Here is a 17,875-nt window from a genome sequence, read left to right on the forward strand (position 1 = left end):
ACGCCCCTCGCCTTTACGGAACTTGGCATTCCACAACTGCGCAGAGCGTTGCCAGTTCGCGGAGTCACCCATACCTTCGCCCTCAGAAAGCGCTTTCCCAAAACTCCGGTGAGGGAATGTCATGCTCCTGACATTACAGCGAGAGGTGAGGCAAGGATGAGACGACGACCAGTCACACTGCGGGTCTCCGCACTGCTGGCCACGGGGGCTGTCGCGGCAGCAACCGGTTTCGCACTGTCGGCGCCCACCGCGTCCGCGGCGGCCGCCGGCGCCACCGGCTACGCGACCCAGAACGGCGGCACCACCGGCGGCGCGGGCGGGCAGACCGTGCGCGCCACCACCGGGACCCAGATACACCAGGCCCTGTGCGGCCGGGCCAGTGCCGACACCCCCCTCACCATCCAGGTCGAGGGCACCATCAACCACGGCAACACCACCCAGGTATCCGGCGACAGTTGCAGCACCGCCGCCGACAAGATCGAGCTCAAGCAGATCAGCAACGTCACCATCGTCGGAGTAGGCAGCGGAGCCGTCTTCGACCAACTGGGCATCCACATCCGGGAGTCCAGCAACATCATCATCCAGAACGTCACGGTCAGGAACGTCAAGAAGTCCGGCTCGCCCACCTCCAACGGCGGCGACGCCATCGGCATGGAGAGCGACGTCCGCAACGTCTGGGTCGACCACGTCACCCTGGAGGCGTCCGGCGGCGAGTCGGAGGGCTACGACGGCCTGTTCGACATGAAGGACAACACCCAGTACGTGACCCTGTCCTACAGCACCCTGCGCAACTCCGGGCGCGGCGGCCTGATCGGGTCCAGCGAGAGCGACGTATCGAACGGCTTCGTCACCTTCCACCACAACCTGTACGAGAACATCGACTCGCGAGCGCCCCTGCTGCGCGGCGGCATCGCCCACATGTACAACAACCACTACGTGAGCCTGAACGAGTCCGGCATCAACTCCCGCGCGGGCGCCAGGGCCAAGGTGGACAACAACTACTTCGAGGACTCCAAGGACGTCCTCGGCACCTTCTACACCGACGCGGCCGGCTACTGGCAGGTTGCGGGCAACATCTTCGACAACGTGACCTGGTCCGAGCCGGGCGAGGACAACAACCCCGCGGGCCCGAACCCCACGTCGAACACGTCCGTCGGCATCCCGTACGCGTACACCCTCGACGCGGCGAACTGCGTACCGAGCGTGGTCAGCCAGACGGCCGGTGCCGACAAGGGCCTGAAGGTCTCCGACGGCAGCTGCACCCCGCAGACTCCGTCGCCGACCCCCACCGACCCCACCCCGACGCCCACCGACCCCACCCCGACGACCCCGCCCACGGGAACCAACCTCAGCATCGGCGCCGGCGCCGACGGCACCAGCAAGGCCGACGGCACGAGCTACGGCAACGTGCGCGACGGGAACCTCAGCACCTACTGGTCACCGGCCGGCTCGACCGGCGCGGTCTCGGTCAAGTGGGGCACCGCCACCACCGTCTCCAAGATCAACATTCGTGAGGCGGCGGGCTCCGAGGGCACCATCGGATCCTGGCGGGTCCTCAACGGCGACACCGGCGCCGTCCTGACCTCCGGCAGCGGGGCGGGCGTCATCTCCTTCCCCCGGACCTCACTGAAGAAGGTCACCTTCCAGATCACCGGCGCCGACGGCACACCGAAGGTCGCCGAGTTCGAGACGTACGCGGGATGACCCGCCCGGGGGCCGCCGGATCCCGGCGGCCCCCGCCGCTCACCCCTGCGCCTGCGCCGGCCCGGCGGGACCGAACCACCGCGGCAGCCGGTCGAGCAGATCGGCCTGGTCGTCGCCGACCCACACGATGTGGCCGTCCGGGCGCAGCAGGACCGCGGGTACGTCGAGTTCCTCGCTGACGTCCACGACGTGGTCCACCCGGTCCGCCCAGCCCTCCACCGAGAGCCGGCCCGTCTGGTCCAGCAGGAGGCCGCGGCCGGTGCGGGTCAGGTCGTAGAGGCGTCCGCGCTTGAGCTGGAGGTCGCGGAGGCGGCGGCCGAGGAGGGCGTGGCCCTCGCCCACGTCGTAGCGGACGTCCAGCGCGGTGATCTTCCCGACCAGGTGGCGGTTCACCTCCTCGAAGGTCATCAGTTCCGTCAGGAGGCGGCGTACCGCCTGGGGGCCCGGTTCCGTGGACACCAGCAGCGTCATCGCGCGGACCGTGTCCAGGACGGCGGCCGCCACGGGGTGGCGTTCCGACTCGTAGGTGTCCAGGAGGCCCGGCGGGGCCCAGCCCCGTACCTCGGCGGCCAGTTTCCAGCCGAGGTTGAAGGCGTCCTGGACGCCGAGGTTGAGGCCCTGGCCGCCGAGCGGCGGGTGGATGTGGGCCGCGTCACCGGCCAGCAGTACGCGGCCGACACGGTAGCGCTCGGCCTGGCGGGTCGCGTCGCCGAAGCGGGACAGCCAGCGCGGGGAGTGCACACCGAAGTCGGTGCCCGCGGTCGCCCGCAGCTGCTGCTTGATCTCCTCCAGGGTGGGCGGCTCCGAGCGGTCCTCGGCCACCTCTGCGGCGGGCACGACCACGCGGTACGGTCCGTCGCCGACCCTGCCGACGCCGAAGCGCTTCTGGGTCGTGCGGACCTCCGCGACCACGGCGGCCACCGTCTCCGGCGGCACGCCCACCTCCATCTCGCCGATCAGCGTGTCGTTCCTGCTGGGCTCCCCGGGGAAGCCCACACCCAGGAGCTTGCGCACCGTGCTGCGGCCGCCGTCGCAGCCGACCAGGTAGCGGGCGCGCAGGCGGGATCCGTCGGACAGCTCGGCGGTCACCCCGTCGGCGTCCTGGGCCAGGCTGGCCAGCGCGCAGCCGCGCCGGATCTCGGCGCCCAGCTCGGTGGCGTGCTCCTCCAGCAGACGGTCGGTGAGGGTCTGCGGGATGCCGAGGACGTAGCCGTGCGCCGTGTCCAGGCGGTCGGGCCAGGGTGCCTCGATGCCGGCGAAGAAGCCGCCGACCCGGTACTGCTTCCCGTGCGCCAGGAACCTCTCCAGCAGGCCGCGCTGGGCCATGATCTCGATGCTGCGCACATGCAGACCGAGTGCGCGGACCACGGGAGTCGGCTGCGGCGCCTTCTCCAGCACGACCACGTGCACGCCGTGCAGGCGCAGCTCGGCGGCGAGCATCAGGCCGGTCGGTCCGGCGCCGGTGATGATGACGTCGATCACGGCATTCCCCCATGAAGTGGCGCATAGATGCGCGAAGTGGCGCAGAGTGTGGCGTAGGCCGGTCATTCTGCGCGACAGAGGGGGCCTTGCCGCAAGGCCCCCTCTGCGCTATACGTTGAGAGTGGCAAGGAGTTCCTGACTCCTTGCCTTTGTCATGTGGTCAGCCGTTGCGGGCCGCCAGGGCCGACAGGAGCTTGTGCAGCGGCTCCGTGGCGCGGCGGCGGTACTCCTGGACCGCCCAGCCGTTGCCGTCCGGGTCCTGGAAGTGCATGAACGTCGCGCCGTCGTCCGGGGCGTACTGGACCGGCTCGGAGATCTCCAGACCCCGCGCGGTCAGGTCCGCGTGGGCCGCCTTGATGTCGGCGACGCAGAGCTGCAGGCCCTGGTACGTGCCGGGGGCCGGCGTGGGACCGGGGGTCATCTCCCAGATGCTGTCGCCCAGCGCGATCGAGCAGCCGGAGCCGGGCGGGGTCAGCTGGACGATGCGCATGCCCGGCATGACCTCCTGGTCGATGTCCACGTGAAAGCCGACCTTGTCCCGGTAGAAGTCCCTGGCCCGGTCGATGTCGCTGACGGGGAGCGGGATCACTTCGAGGGTCATGTCCATGTGCGCGACTCCTTCGTCGACGTCAGGCGAACCGCCACCTCGTCTGGCTGAACGGCTCTCCCTTACCGAAGCCGAAAACACAGCGCGGCGCCACCGAAAACACCACCGCGTGTCCCGGGCCGTGGTGGAAGTGCCCGTCCCGCACCTCGAAGTGCCAGAAGCTGCCGTACTTCGCCTCCCACGCCGCCGCCAGCTCGCGCAGCCGGGTGTCGTCGACGACGCGTACCGCCTCGCCCTCCACCACCAGGTCGTAGCCCTGGTTCCAGGTGTTGGTCCCGGTCGTCAGCACGACCTGCGGGTTCGCCGCCAGATTGCGGGCCTTGCGCTCCTCGGGGCCGGTGCAGAAGTGCAGCGCGCCGTCCGACCAGACGGCCGGGAGCGGCGTGACATGGGGGCGGCCGTCCGGGCGGACCGTGGAGATCCAGAAGAGTTCCGCCTCGGCGAGGCGGGCTTCGGCCTCCGGCCAGGGGACGGCGGTCGCCGCCGGGTCGCCGTAACGGGAGTCGAGGGTTGTCTCGGGTGTCGTCGTGCCGGTCATCGTGGGGCCTCCGCCGGGAAGTTCTGTGCCGGGATGTGCTGTGTGTTCAGACCGTGCACTCCGGGCGGACTCATCGCACGCCGTGCCGGGGCCGCTCGGCGGCGGCATGGTTAGGCTCAGGGCTGTACGAGCCTGATCCGAGGCTACGAGCCTGATCCGAGGCAGCGAGGGAGGCCGGGATGACGTCGGCGCCGGGGCGCAGGAGCAGTACCTTCACTCGGCTGCTGCGGCACGGCTTCACCGACCCCTCCGCCGCCGAGCGCCTGCTGGACGGACCCGAGCTGGCGCCCGTGCGCAGCGATCCGGTGCTGCTGGACGCGCTCGGCGCCACCGCCGACCCGGATCTCGCGCTGCTCGGGCTGGTACGGCTGCTGGAGGCGCAGCCCGGACCGACGGACCGCCAGGAGCTGCTGGACACCGTGATCGCGGCGAAGCCGCTGCGGGACCGGCTGCTGGGCGTGCTCGGCGCCTCGGCCGCCCTCGGCGACCATCTCGCCCGGCACTCCGGGGACTGGCGGGCGCTCGTCACGTACGAGCCGAGCGATCTGCATCCCGGCGTCGAGGAGTTCGAGCGGGGGCTGGCCGGCGCGACCGACGCCGTGTCGCTGCGGGTCGCCTACCGGCGCTGTCTGCTGTCCATCGCCGCCCGGGATGTCTGCGGCACCACCGAGGTCGCCGAGACCGCCGCCGAACTCGCCGATCTCGCCACCGCCACCCTGCGGGCCGCTCTCGCGCTCGCCGAGGCCGCCGCGCCCAAGGACGCCGCCGTGTGCCGGCTCGCGGTGATCGCCATGGGGAAGTGCGGCGGGCACGAGCTGAACTACGTGTCGGACGTCGATGTCGTCTTCGTGGGGGAGCCCGCCGAGGGGGCGGACGAAGGGAAGGCGCTGCGCGCCGCCACCCGGCTCGCCTCGCACATGATGCGGATCTGCTCCGAGTCCACCGTCGAGGGCACGATCTGGCCCGTCGACGCCAATCTGCGGCCCGAGGGACGCAACGGCCCGCTGGTGCGCACGCTGGCCTCCCATGTCGCCTACTACCAGCGCTGGGCCAAGACCTGGGAGTTCCAGGCGCTGCTCAAGGCCCGGCCCGTCGCCGGTGACCTCGGGCTCGGGCAGGAGTACGTCGACGCGCTGCAGCCGCTGGTGTGGCAGGCCGCCGAGCGGGAGAACTTCGTCGGCGACGTGCAGAAGATGCGGCGGCGGGTCGTCGAGAACATCCCCGCCGCCGAGGTCGACCGGCAGCTGAAGCTGGGGCCGGGCGGTCTGCGGGACGTCGAGTTCGCCGTACAGCTGCTGCAGCTGGTGCACGGGCGGGCCGACGCCTCGCTGCGCAGCGGGACGACGCTGGATGCCTTGAAGGCGCTGGCCGCCGGGGGGTATGTGGGGCGGGCCGATGCCGCGCAGCTGGACGAGGCGTACCGGTTCCTGCGGTCCATGGAGCACCGGATCCAGCTGTACCGGCTGCGGCGGACCCATCTCGTGCCCGAGGACGAGGCCGATCTGCGGCGGCTGGGGCGGTCGCTCGGGCTGCGGACGGACCCGGTGTCGAGCCTGCAGCGTGAGTGGCGTCGGCACGCGTCCGTGGTGCGGCGGCTGCACGAGAAGCTGTTCTACCGGCCGCTGCTCGACGCAGTCGCCGCGCTGGCGCCCGGGGAGGCGCGGCTCAGCGCCGAGGCCGCGCGCGAGCGGCTGGTCGCCCTGGGATACGCCGATCCCGCGTCCGCGCTGCGGCATCTGGAGGCGCTGGCCTCCGGGGTGACGCGGAAGGCGGCGATCCAGCGGACGCTGCTGCCGGTGCTGCTGGGATGGTTCGCGGACTCGGCGGATCCGGACGCCGGGCTGCTGAACTTCCGGAAGGTGTCCGACGCGCTGGGCAAGACGCCCTGGTATCTGCGGCTGCTGCGGGACGAGGGGGCGGCGGCGGAGAACCTGGCCCGGGTGCTGTCGGCGGGGCGGCTCGCGCCCGATCTGCTGATGCGGGCGCCCGAGGCGGTCGCGCTGCTGGGCGACGGGGACGGCGGGGGGCTGCGGCCTCGGTCCCGGGCTCATCTGGAGCAGGAGATCCTCGCTGCCGTGGGGCGGGCTGATGATGCTGTTCAGGGGGTCACCGCCGCTCGGGGGGTGCGGCGGCGGGAGCTGTTCCGTACCGCTGCGGCGGACATCGTGGGGTCCTACGGGACGGAGTCGCAGCCCGCCGAGGCCGACGAGGGGGCGCTCGTCGATCTGGTGGGGGGTGCGGTGTCTGACTTGACGGCCGCGACGCTTGCCGGGACCCTGCGGGCCGTGGTGCGGGAAGGGTGGGGGGACACCCTGCCCACGCGGTTCGCGGTCATCGGCATGGGGCGGTTCGGGGGGCACGAGCTGGGCTACGGGTCCGACGCCGATGTGCTGTACGTGCATGAACCGCGGGACGGTGTGGACGAGGGGGAGGCGGCGAGGGCCGCGAACAAGGTCGTCGCCGAGATGCGGCGGTTGCTGCAGATTCCGAGTGCTGATCCGCCGCTGCTCGTCGATGCCGACCTGCGGCCCGAGGGCAAGTCCGGGCCGCTGGTGCGGACGCTGAAGTCGTACGAGGCGTACTACCGGCGGTGGGCGCTGGTGTGGGAGCGGCACGCCTTGCTGCGGGCCGAGTATGTCGCCGGCGACGAGGATCTCGGGCGCCGGTTCGTCGAGATGGTCGATCCGCTGCGGTACCCGGCGGGCGGGCTGGGGGACGACGCCGTGCGGGAGATCCGGCGGCTGAAGGCGCGGATGGAGTCCGAGCGGCTGCCCCGGGGGGCTGATCCGAAGCTGCACGCGAAGCTCGGGCCGGGCGGGCTGTCGGACGTGGAGTGGACCGTGCAGTTGGTGCAGCTGCGGCACGGGGCGACGGTGGAGGGGCTGCGGACCACGCGTACGCGGGAGGCGCTGGCGGCGGCCGCGGCGGCGGGGCTGGTGTCCGAGGACGACGCCGGGGTGCTGGACGAGGCGTGGGTGCTGGCTACGCGGGTGCGGAACGCGGTGATGCTGGTGCGGGGGCGGGCGGGGGACACGTTTCCCACGGATCCGCGGGAGCTGGCTGCCGTGGGGCGGTATCTGGGGTACGGGCCCGGGCGGGCCGGGGACATGCTCGATGCGTATCGGCGTACGGCGCGGCGCGCTCGTGCGGTGGTGACGGAGCTGTTCTACGGGGACTGAGGTGGTCCGTCCCCGCGCGAGCTGAGTGCGTGGGTCGGGGCCGCGGTGGTACGGCACAGCCCGCCGCAGTCGCGCCCCTCCCTGTGTTGCCGGGTGGGCCGGCGTGGGGACCAGCTAAGCGGCGGGCTGCGCCGTACCACCGCGGCCCGCTCCTGTTGTCTCGCGGCTGCGGGGCGGGACTCGTCGTGGGAGGCGGTGGGGGAGGGTGCCGTACCAGAGGGTGGCGAGGGCGTAGCCGGCGGTCAGGCAGATGAGGCCGCCCACCGCGTCGAGCCAGAAGTGGTTGGCTGTGGCGACGATGACGACGAGGGTCAGGGTGGGGTAGAGCAGGCCGAGGATCTTGGCCCAGGGGACCGTGGCCAGGGTGAAGATGGTCAGGCCGCACCAGACCGACCAGCCGATGTGCATCGAGGGCATGGCGGCGTACTGGTTGGACATGTTCTTCAGGTCGCCGGAGGCCATCGAGCCCCAGGTCTCGTGGACCATCACCGTGTCGATGAAGGCCTCGCCGTTCATCAGGCGGGGTGGGGCCAGGGGGTAGAGGTAGTAGCCGACCAGGGCCACCGCGGTGGTGGAGAAGAGGACCAGGCGGGTCGCGGCGTAGCGGCCGGGGTGGCTTCGGTAGAGCCAGACGAGGACGCCGAGGGTCACCACGAAGTGCAGGGTGGCGTAGTAGTAGTTCATGCCGACGATGAGCCAAGTCACCGAGTTCACGGCGTGGTTGATCGACTCCTCGACGGCGATGCCCAGGTGGTGTTCCAGCCGCCAGATCCAGTCGGCGTTGCGGAGGGCCTCGGCCTTCTGCTCGGGGACCGCGTTGCGGATCAGGGAGTACGTCCAGTAACTCACCGCGATCAGCAGGATCTCGAACCACAGGCGGGGCCTGCGGGGGGTGCGCCTCGCTGTGGGTGGTGCGGTCGTGACGGGGTGTGGAACGGCCTGCTGCCGGCCCTCCAGCGTTGTCACGGTCGTGTCACCCATAGGCACAGAGTCTGCCAGAAAGACCCTCCCCCTCAGATCATCCTCTGGTCGGGTTCGACCCGCATGTTCGGGTTCGGGGGGCTACGACTCAGGAACGACTCGGGGCCGAGTCCGTCGAGCCGCGGACGACGAGCTCCGGCATGAAAACGAACTCGCTGTGCGGGGCAGGGGTTCCGCCGATCTCCTCGAGGAGGGTGCGGACGGCAGCCTGGCCCATCGCCGGGACCGGCTTGCGGATGGTCGTCAGGGGCGGGTCGGTGAAGGCGATCAGCGGGGAGTCGTCGAAGCCGACCACGGAGATGTCCTTGGGGACGTCCATGCCGAGTTGCCGGGTGGCTCGTATCGCACCCAGCGCCATCATGTCGCTGGCGCAGACGACGGCCGTGCAGTCGCGTTCGATGAGCGCGGTCGCCGCCGCCTGGCCGCCCTCCAGCGTGTACAGCGAGTGCTGGATCAGTTCCTTCTCGATGGTCTCGGCGGACAGGCCCAGTTGGTCCTGCATCGTGCGGACGAAGCCCTCGATCTTGCGCTGCACGGGGACGAAGCGCTTGGGGCCGAGGGCCAGGCCGATGCGGGTGTGGCCGAGGGAGGCGAGGTGGGTGACCGCGAGGGCCATCGCCGCGCGGTCGTCGGGGGAGATGAAGGGGGCCTGGACCTTGGGGGAGAAGCCGTCGACCAGGACGAAGGGGACGCCCTGTGCGCGCAGGCGCTCGTAGCGCTGCATGTCGGCGGTGGTGTCCGCGTGCAGGCCGGAGACGTAGATGATGCCGGCCACGCCCCGGTCCACCAGCATCTCGGTGAGCTCGTCCTCGGTGGAGCCGCCCGGGGTCTGGGTGGCCAGCACCGGGGTGTAGCCCTGGCGGGTCAGGGCCTGGCCGATGACCTGGGCCAGGGCCGGAAAGATGGGGTTCTCCAGCTCCGGGGTGATCAGACCCACCAGGCCCTCGCTGCGCTGGCGGAGCCGCACCGGGCGTTCGTAGCCCAGGACGTCGAGGGCGGCGAGGACGGACTGGCGGGTGGTGGCGGCGACGCCCGGCTTGCCGTTGAGGACGCGGCTGACGGTCGCCTCGCTCACCCCCGCCTGAGCAGCGATATCGGCAAGCCGTGTGGTCACAGGACTGGACTGTAGCTGGCGCGTCTCTCCTTGCACACCGAACGGACGCCTGGTGCGCGCCGTCGAACGGCCCGCTGCGGGCTGCTGGGTCATCGCGGTCCCTCACGTGATGGTCGGCGTCCGTTCCGCAACGGATGATTCACCCGGCGGAAACGGATGGCAAGTGCTTGCAGAGTCTTGCACAACTGTCCGAGACGCAGGTGTGGAGCGGTAGAACGCGGTCGCGAGGCGGTCTAGGAGCGGTCACGGCGGGATAACTCTCGCGCTCTCTTGCAAAAGTTTTCAGCAAGGTCTTTCGAATCGCTTACATCGCTGTTACGTTCACCTCGCCCGGCGGCCGCAACGGCGCAGTCGGCAAGTCGCAGGCACGGCAGACGGGGCCGTGTCCTGCACCACACGGGCTTTCACCCTCAAGGAGAACTCATGCGGCGTGGCATAGCGGCCACCGCGCTGGTGGCGTCCCTCGCTCTCTCGGCGACGGCGTGCGGCGGGGACAGCGACAGCGGTGACAAGGCCGGCGGGCCGGTCACCATCACCTGGTGGGACACCTCCAACGCGACCAACGAGGCGCCGACGTACAAGGCCCTGGTCAAGGAGTTCGAGGCCGCCAACAAGGGCATCAAGGTCAAGTACGTCAACGTCCCCTTCGACCAGGCGCAGAACAAGTTCGACACCGCCGCCGGTTCCAAGGGCGCCCCCGACGTGCTGCGCTCCGAGGTCGGCTGGACCCCCGCCTTCGCCAAGAAGGGCTTCTTCCTGCCGCTGGACGGCACCGAGGCCCTCAAGGAGCAGGACAAGTTCAAGTCCAACCTGCTCGAGCAGGCCAAGTACGAGGGCAAGACCTACGGCGTCCCGTTCACCACGGACACCCTCGCGCTGGTCTACAACAAGGAGCTCTTCGAGAAGGCCGGTGTCGAGGCCCCCAAGACCTGGGACGAGCTGAAGAAGGCCGCCGCCACCATCAAGGAGAAGACCGGCGTCGACGGCTACTGGGGCTCGACCCAGGCCTACTACGCCCAGTCCTTCCTGTACGGCGAGGGCACCGACACCGTCGACGTCGACGCCAAGAAGATCACCGTCAAGTCGCCCGAGGCCAAGAAGGCGTACGGCACCTGGCTGAGCCTGTTCAAGGGCAAGGGCCTGCACAAGGCCGACGTCACCGCCGACGCCTACGCCCACATCCAGGACGCGTTCGTCAACGGCAAGGTCGCCGCGATCATCCAGGGCCCGTGGGAGATCACCAACTTCTACAAGGGCTCCGCGTTCAAGGACAAGAACAACCTCGGCATCGCCACCGTCCCGGCCGGCTCCACCGGCAAGGCGGGCGCCCCGACCGGCGGCCACAACCTGTCCGTCTACGCCGGTTCCACCGAGGACAAGCAGCAGGCCGCGCTGAAGTTCGTGAACTTCATGACCTCCGCCAAGGCGCAGGAGACCATCGCGCTGAAGAACTCCACGCTGCCCACGCGTGACGACGCCTACACCGACAAGGTCAAGGCCGACCCGGGCATCGCGGGCTACCAGACGGTCCTCTCCGCCGCCCAGCCGCGCCCGGCGCTGCCCGAGTACAGCTCGCTGTGGGGTCCGCTCGACGACGAGCTGCCGCAGATCGCGAGCGGCAAGGACTCCCTGGACAAGGGCCTGACCGACGCGGAGATCGCGATCGCCAAGCTGGTGCCGGACTTCAGCAAGTGACGCCCGGGTGGCCGCCGGACCCCGCCAGTAGGGGAGGGTCCGGCGGCCACCGGCCGTGCCGTACTCCTTGATCATCCAGAAGGTGCCGAACCATGACAGTCGCCATCGACCGTGCGACCGGCAAGCGCCGCGGTGACCGCGCGCCCCGGCCCGGCCCGGTCAGCCGCATGAAGCGGGCATTCGCCAAGCACTGGTACGCCTACGCCATGATCGCGCCGGTGGCCGTCGTGCTCGGCGTCATCGTGCTGTACCCCCTGGCGTACGGCTTCTATCTGACGCTCACCGACGCCGACAGCCTCAACTCGGCCCGCACCATCGGCGTCAACGAGATCGAGGCCACCTACAAGTTCATCGGCCTGGACAACTACGCCGACATCCTGTGGGGCGAGACGGCCTACGACCGCTTCTGGTCGCACTTCATCTGGACGATCGTGTGGACGGCCGCCTGTGTCGCCCTGCACTACGGCATCGGGCTCGGCCTCGCGCTGCTGCTCAACCAGAAGCTGCGCGGGCGCACCCTGTACCGGCTGGTGCTGATCCTGCCGTGGGCCGTGCCCACGTTCGTGACCGTCTTCGGCTGGCGCTTCATGCTCGCCGACTCCGGCATCATCAACTCTGGCCTGGACACGTTCGGCCTGCCGACGCCGCTGTGGCTGGAGGACCCCTTCTGGCAGCGGTTCGCCGCGATCATGGTCAACACCTGGTGCGGTGTGCCGTTCATGATGGTCTCCCTGCTCGGCGGCCTGCAGTCGATCGACTCCACGCTGTACGAGGCGGCCGAGATGGACGGCGCCAGCGCCTGGCAGCGGTTCCGGCACGTCACCCTGCCGGGGCTGCGCTCGGTCAGCTCCACCGTGGTGCTGCTCGGCATCATCTGGACCTTCAACCAGTTCGCCATCATCTTCCTGCTGTTCGGCAACACCGCCCCGGACGCGCAGATCCTCGTGACCTGGGCCTACCAGCTGGGCTTCGGACAGCAGCCGCGCGAGTTCGCCGAGTCCGCGGCCTACGGCATGCTGCTGCTGGCCATCCTGGTCGTCTTCACCTCCTTCTACCGCCGCTGGCTGAACCGCAATGAGCAGCAGCTCGCGATCTGAGGCAGGAGTCCCCATGAGCACCACGACTGTTGAGACCGCCGCCCCGGCCGGTCCGCCGGCCGGCGAGAAGACCGCCAAGCGCCCGGCGCGGCGGCGCGGCGAGGTCACCCCGCTGGGACGCCTCACCTCGCACGGCATCCTGATCGTCGCGAGCCTGATCGCGCTGTTCCCGGTCGCCTGGCTGGTCTTCCTGTCCCTCGGCCCGGACAAGGACGACTATCTGCGTCCCGGCGGCATCTGGGGCAAGATGACGCTGGACAACTACGCGTTCGTCCTGCAGAACACGAACTTCTTCGACTGGCTGAAGAGCTCGCTGATCGTCTCCCTCGGGACGACGTTCATCGGTGTCCTCGTCGCCGCCACCACCGGCTACGCGGTCTCCCGCATGCGCTTCCCGGGGTACAAGAAGTTCATGTGGGTGCTGCTGGTCACCCAGATGTTCCCGGTGGCCGTGCTGATGGTGCCGATGTACCAGATCCTGTCGGACCTGCGGCTCGTCGACACCTACTTCGGCCTGATCCTCGTGTACTGCACCACGGCCGTGCCGTACTGCGCCTGGCTGATGAAGGGATACTTCGACACCATCCCGTTCGAGATCGACGAGGCCGGGCGCGTCGACGGGCTGACCCCCTTCGGCACGTTCGCGCGGCTGATCCTGCCGCTCGCCAAGCCGGGCCTCGCGGTCGCCGCGTTCTACAGCTTCATCACCGCGTTCGGCGAGGTCGCGTTCGCCACGACGTTCATGCTGGACGACGAGAAGTACACGCTTGCCGTCGGACTGCAGAGCTTTGTCAGCGAGCATGACGCGCAGCGCAATCTCATGGCTGCCACGGCAGTTCTGATCGCGATACCTGTCTCCGCGTTCTTCTATCTCGTGCAGAAGAACCTGGTGGCGGGCCTTACCGCCGGCGGTACGAAGGGGTAGAGCCGCTAGGGGGTGAACTGTTGTCGTTCGGCTGCCGCACCGTCGTGGCTTGTCGCGCAGTTCCCCGCGCCCCTGGCGGCGTTCCCCTTCCCTTGCTCGAGGCGGTCGCGGTGCCCATCCGACCCCGCTGACACTGCGGCCGCCTCGTCTCCACGCCGCCCCCACCGCCTTCCCGACCGAACACGTATCAAGGACGACATGAGTCAGCAGCACTCCGCCGCCCCGGCCCCGACCCCCACGACCGACTCGGCCGTCGCCACCGTCGCCAGGCGCCGTGACTGGTGGCGGGACGCGGTGATCTACCAGGTGTACCCGCGCAGCTTCGCCGACAGCAACGGCGACGGCATGGGCGACCTGGAGGGCATCCGCTCCCGCCTGCCGTATCTGCGCGACCTCGGTGTGGACGCCGTGTGGCTCAGCCCCTTCTACGCCTCCCCGCAGGCCGACGCCGGCTACGACGTCGCCGACTACCGGGCCGTCGACCCGATGTTCGGCACCCTGCTGGACGCGGACGCGCTGATCCGGGACGCCCATGCGCTGGGCCTGAGGATCATCGTCGACCTGGTGCCCAACCACTCCTCCGACCAGCACGAGTGGTTCAAGCGGGCCCTCGCCGAGGGCCCCGGCTCGCCGCTGCGGGAGCGCTACCACTTCCGGCCCGGCAAGGGTGAGAACGGCGAACTGCCGCCCAACGACTGGGAGTCGATCTTCGGCGGCCCGGCCTGGACCCGGGTCACCGAGCCCGACGGCACGCCCGGCGAGTGGTACCTGCACCTGTTCGCGCCCGAGCAGCCCGACTTCAACTGGGAGCACCCGGCGGTCGGCGACGAGTTCCGCTCCATCCTGCGCTTCTGGCTGGACATGGGCGTCGACGGATTCCGCATCGATGTCGCACACGGCATGGTGAAGGCGGAGGGCCTGCCCGACCTTGGATCCCATGAGCAACTGAAGCTGCTGGGCAACGATGTCATGCCGTTCTTCGACCAGGACGGTGTGCACGAGATCTACCGTCAGTGGCGGCTGATCCTCGACGAGTACAGCGGCGAGCGCATCTTCGTCGCCGAGGCGTGGACGCCGACCGTGGAGCGCACCGCCAACTACGTGCGCCCCGACGAGCTGCACCAGGCGTTCAACTTCCAGTACCTCGGCACCCACTGGGACGCCGCCGAGCTGCGTGAGGTCATCGACCGCACCCTGGACGCCATGCGCCCGGTCGGCGCCCCCGCCACCTGGGTGCTGTCCAACCACGACGTCACCCGGCACGCCACGCGCTTCGCCAACCCGCCGGGCCTCGGCACCCAGATCCGCCTGGCCGGCGACCGCGAGCTGGGCCTGCGCCGGGCGCGGGCGGCGACGCTGCTGATGCTGGCGCTGCCCGGGTCGGCGTACGTCTACCAGGGCGAGGAGCTGGGGCTGCCGGACGTCGTGGACCTGCCGGACGAGGTGCGCCAGGACCCGGCGTACTTCCGGGGCGCGGGCCAGGACGGCTTCCGCGACGGGTGCCGGGTGCCGATCCCGTGGACCCGCGAGGGCTCGTCGTACGGCTTCGGCGACGGCGGCAGCTGGCTGCCGCAGCCGGAGGGCTGGGGCGAGCTGAGCGTTCAGGCGCAGAGCGGGGTGCCCGGCTCGACGCTGGAGCTGTACCGCGCGGCGCTCGCCGTGCGCCGGGAGCACCCCGACCTGGGCGCGGGCGACGCGGTGGAGTGGCTGCGGGCGCCCGAGGGCGTGCTGGCCTTCCGGCGCGGGGAGTTCGTGTGCGTCGCCAACACCACCGGGGAGTCGGTGACCATGCCCGCGTACGGGCGGGTGCTGATCGCCAGCGGTGAGGTGGCGGAGACGGGCGGCGAGGCGAAGGTGCCGGCCGACACGACCGTGTGGTGGACGACCGCCTGATCCGCCAGAGGCGTCCGGCAACTTTTTTTCCTTGAACTTCGTACGGCCCGCTGCCCTTTCGGGTGGCGGGCCTCTAACATCTGCGTTGCCGCAAGGTTGCTGAATGTTTCAGCAAGCGCCTTCAAAGCCTTCAACGAAGAAGGAACCCCACACATGGCACGCAGAACCCTCGCGGGGGTGGCCGCACTCGCCGCCGCCTCCCTTGTCATGACCCCGACCGCCGCCGAGGCCTCCCCGCCCGGCTCGAAGGACGTCACCGCCGTCCTCTTCGAGTGGAACTTCGCCTCGGTCGCCCGCGAGTGCACCAGCACCCTCGGCCCCGCCGGGTACGGATACGTGCAGGTCTCCCCGCCCGCCGAGCACATACAGGGCCCGCAGTGGTGGACCTCGTACCAGCCCGTCAGCTACCGGATCGCCGGCCGCCTCGGCGACCGTACGGCCTTCAAGAACATGGTGGACACGTGCCACTCCGCCGGTGTGAAGGTCGTCGTCGACACCGTCATCAACCACATGTCCGCGGGCAGCGGCACCGGCACCGGCGGCTCGTCGTACACGAAGTACGCCTACCCCGGCCTGTACTCGGCGCCCGACTTCGACAACTGCACCGCGCAGATCACCAACTACCAGGACCGCGGGAACGTCCAGAACTGCGAACTCGTCGGGCTCGCCGACCTCGACACCGGCGAGAGCTATGTGCGCGGCGCCATCGCCGGGTACATGAACGACCTGCTCTCCCTCGGCGTGGACGGCTTCCGCATCGACGCCGCCAAGCACATGCCGGCCGCCGACCTCGCGAACATCAAGTCACGGCTGAGCAACCCGAACGTCTACTGGAAGCAGGAGGTCATCTACGGCGCCGGGGAGGCCGTCCAGCCGACCGAGTACACCGGCAACGGAGACGTCCAGGAGTTCCGCTACGCCTACGACCTCAAGCGCGTCTTCACCAACGAGAACCTCGCCTACCTGAAGAACTACGGCGAGGGCTGGGGCTACATGAACAGCGGTGTCTCCGGTGTCTTCGTCGACAACCACGACACCGAGCGCAACGGCTCCACGCTCAGCTACAAGGACAACGCCACCTACACCCTGGCCAACGTCTTCATGCTGGCCTGGCCCTACGGCGCCCCGGACATCAACTCCGGCTACGAGTTCTCCGACCACGACGCCGGGCCGCCGGGCGGCGGTCAGGTGAACGCCTGCTGGCAGAACGGCTGGAAGTGCCAGCACGCCTGGCCGGAGATCAAGTCCATGGTCGCCTTCCGCAACGCCACCCGCGGCCAGGCGGTGACCAACTGGTGGGACAACGGCGGTGACGCGATCGCGTTCGGCCGCGGGAACAAGGGCTTCGTGGCCATCAACCACGAGTCCGGCTCCCTGACCCGCACCTACCAGACCTCGCTCCCGGCGGGCACGTACTGCAACGTGCAGAACAACACGCAGGTGACGGTCAATTCCTCGGGTCAGCTCACGGCGACCCTCGGCGGCAACACGGCCCTCGCGGTGTACGCGGGCAGGAGCACCTGCTGAAGCACAACTGTGACGTCCGGCGGCCGGAACCGTGGTCGCCGGACGTTAGCGTAAGCGCGGGATAAAGAACTTCCCCGCTGGATGAGGAGGTGCGGCGCGATCCGATTCCAGGCGCCCACCCGATCGTCGTGCCGCAGGGGGAGTCGTCCACATGGCCTCGAACCACACCACTCAGCGTCCGAGAGAACGAGTGGCGGGCTGTCTGCAGGCGCTGCTGTTCCCGCTGATCATCATCGGCATCATCGGCGCGTGGAACTACTACCAGGACGACAAGGACAACTCGTCCTCGTCCTCCTCCTCTTCGTCGTCGTCCCCGGACGAGAAGTCGGGCGAGTGGAAGGCCGGCGACTGCGGCGGCCCGGACCCGGACGGGTCGGCCGACGCCTACAAGGCCTTCGACTGCGACGACTCCGGGGCCACCTTCAAGGCACTGAAGATCATGGACGCGAGCATCCTGCCGGACGCCGTCCAGTGCCCGGCGGGCACCGACCTGATCGTCCAGGTGTCCATCACCTTCGGTTCCTCCGGGAGCGGCGGCATCCCCTCCAGCACCGTCTGCGGCCGCAACCTGTCCGGCGACCACCCCGGTGACGCGGGCGCCGGCGGCGGTCAGTTGGTGAAGGGCGACTGCATCGACAACACGGCCAAGGAGATCGCGTGCGCCCAGGCCGGCGCCGCCGACTACAAGGTCCTCGACCTGGTCAAGACGGAGGCCGAGTGCCCGTCGGCCACCACGGACCCGCTGAAGCTGACGCTCGCGCTGGGCCGTCCGTACGACGTGATCTGCGCGACCAAGGCCGCCTGACGATCCGTCACCTCGCATGCTGCGCCGCCGGTTCCCGACTCGGGGACCGGCGGCGCACTTGTGTGTGCCGGACTCGTCCGTACCTTCCCGAAAGCTCCGGCTGGAAGTTCTTACCGTTACTTTCAGATGTCTTGCTGTAAAGCTTTCAGCGGCGATACGGTCACGCCGGCCGAATGAGCCTGATCTGAGCCGTCATCGCAAGGAGTGCACGCCTGTGATACCCAGTTGGCCCGCGCCCCCGAGGCGCCGTTCTCCGCGCGGCAGACGGATCGCCGCCGTCACCGTCGCCGCCCTCGCCGCCGCGCTCGTGCAGCCGCTCGCCGCCCGC

General features: G+C 69.8%; 13 protein-coding genes. 8 read left to right on the forward strand and 5 right to left on the reverse strand.

Annotated elements, in window-relative coordinates; all coding sequences use genetic code 11:
- Positions 1 to 156: 156 nt before the first annotated feature.
- On the forward strand, positions 157 to 1,704 hold the full coding sequence (locus N4P33_RS10055; protein WP_260825985.1) for a polysaccharide lyase family 1 protein: 1,548 nt from the start codon (positions 157 to 159) through the stop codon (positions 1,702 to 1,704).
- 39 nt (positions 1,705 to 1,743) lie between these two features.
- Here N4P33_RS10055 and rox read toward each other — a convergent pair whose 3' ends face one another.
- The 3 genes from rox to N4P33_RS10070 all read right to left on the reverse strand — a co-directional run bounded on the left by rox (position 1,744) and on the right by N4P33_RS10070 (position 4,331).
- Positions 1,744 to 3,186 carry a rifampin monooxygenase gene (rox, locus tag N4P33_RS10060; protein WP_260825986.1) on the reverse strand — a complete coding sequence of 481 codons (1,443 nt, stop codon included), beginning with the start codon at positions 3,184 to 3,186 and terminating at the stop codon, positions 1,744 to 1,746.
- A 160-nt stretch (positions 3,187 to 3,346) separates the two neighbouring features.
- Positions 3,347 to 3,793, reverse strand: coding sequence for a VOC family protein (locus N4P33_RS10065; protein ID WP_260825987.1), 447 nt, complete (start codon positions 3,791 to 3,793; stop codon positions 3,347 to 3,349).
- Between the two features lie 22 nt (positions 3,794 to 3,815).
- A complete protein-coding gene (locus N4P33_RS10070; RefSeq protein WP_260825988.1) occupies positions 3,816 to 4,331 on the reverse strand; it encodes a pyridoxamine 5'-phosphate oxidase family protein in 516 nt (171 codons plus the stop codon).
- A gap of 179 nt (positions 4,332 to 4,510) precedes the next feature.
- Between N4P33_RS10070 and N4P33_RS10075 the strand changes: the two genes are divergently transcribed.
- Positions 4,511 to 7,510, forward strand: coding sequence for a bifunctional [glutamine synthetase] adenylyltransferase/[glutamine synthetase]-adenylyl-L-tyrosine phosphorylase (locus N4P33_RS10075; RefSeq protein ID WP_260825989.1), 3,000 nt, complete (start codon positions 4,511 to 4,513; stop codon positions 7,508 to 7,510).
- A 114-nt stretch (positions 7,511 to 7,624) separates the two neighbouring features.
- On the opposite strand, the gene N4P33_RS10080 is transcribed toward N4P33_RS10075, so the two are convergent.
- Positions 7,625 to 8,491 (reverse strand): phosphatase PAP2 family protein, encoded by an 867-nt coding sequence (locus tag N4P33_RS10080; protein ID WP_260825990.1) that lies wholly within the window; start codon positions 8,489 to 8,491, stop codon positions 7,625 to 7,627.
- An 88-nt stretch (positions 8,492 to 8,579) separates the two neighbouring features.
- Positions 8,580 to 9,605, reverse strand: coding sequence for a LacI family DNA-binding transcriptional regulator (locus N4P33_RS10085; protein WP_260825991.1), 1,026 nt, complete (start codon positions 9,603 to 9,605; stop codon positions 8,580 to 8,582).
- A gap of 423 nt (positions 9,606 to 10,028) precedes the next feature.
- Here N4P33_RS10085 and N4P33_RS10090 point away from each other — a divergent pair, with 423 nt between their 5' ends.
- The 6 genes from N4P33_RS10090 (at position 10,029) to N4P33_RS10115 (ending at position 17,547) form a co-directional block, all read left to right on the forward strand.
- Positions 10,029 to 11,300 carry an extracellular solute-binding protein gene (locus N4P33_RS10090; RefSeq protein WP_260825992.1) on the forward strand — a complete coding sequence of 424 codons (1,272 nt, stop codon included), beginning with the start codon at positions 10,029 to 10,031 and terminating at the stop codon, positions 11,298 to 11,300.
- 92 nt (positions 11,301 to 11,392) lie between these two features.
- Positions 11,393 to 12,397, forward strand: coding sequence for a carbohydrate ABC transporter permease (locus N4P33_RS10095; RefSeq protein ID WP_260825993.1), 1,005 nt, complete (start codon positions 11,393 to 11,395; stop codon positions 12,395 to 12,397).
- Between the two features lie 13 nt (positions 12,398 to 12,410).
- A complete protein-coding gene (locus N4P33_RS10100) occupies positions 12,411 to 13,322 on the forward strand; it encodes a sugar ABC transporter permease (RefSeq protein ID WP_260825994.1) in 912 nt (303 codons plus the stop codon).
- 198 nt (positions 13,323 to 13,520) lie between these two features.
- Positions 13,521 to 15,215, forward strand: coding sequence for a glycoside hydrolase family 13 protein (locus tag N4P33_RS10105; protein WP_260825995.1), 1,695 nt, complete (start codon positions 13,521 to 13,523; stop codon positions 15,213 to 15,215).
- Between the two features lie 153 nt (positions 15,216 to 15,368).
- Entirely contained in the window at positions 15,369 to 16,742 is a 1,374-nt protein-coding gene (locus tag N4P33_RS10110) for an alpha-amylase family protein (RefSeq protein ID WP_260825996.1), read from the forward strand.
- Between the two features lie 151 nt (positions 16,743 to 16,893).
- A complete protein-coding gene (locus tag N4P33_RS10115) occupies positions 16,894 to 17,547 on the forward strand; it encodes a hypothetical protein (protein WP_260825997.1) in 654 nt (217 codons plus the stop codon).
- Positions 17,548 to 17,875: the final 328 nt, after the last annotated feature.

The organism is Streptomyces sp. 15-116A, from assembly GCF_025290915.1.
Lineage (GTDB): Bacteria > Actinomycetota > Actinomycetes > Streptomycetales > Streptomycetaceae > Streptomyces.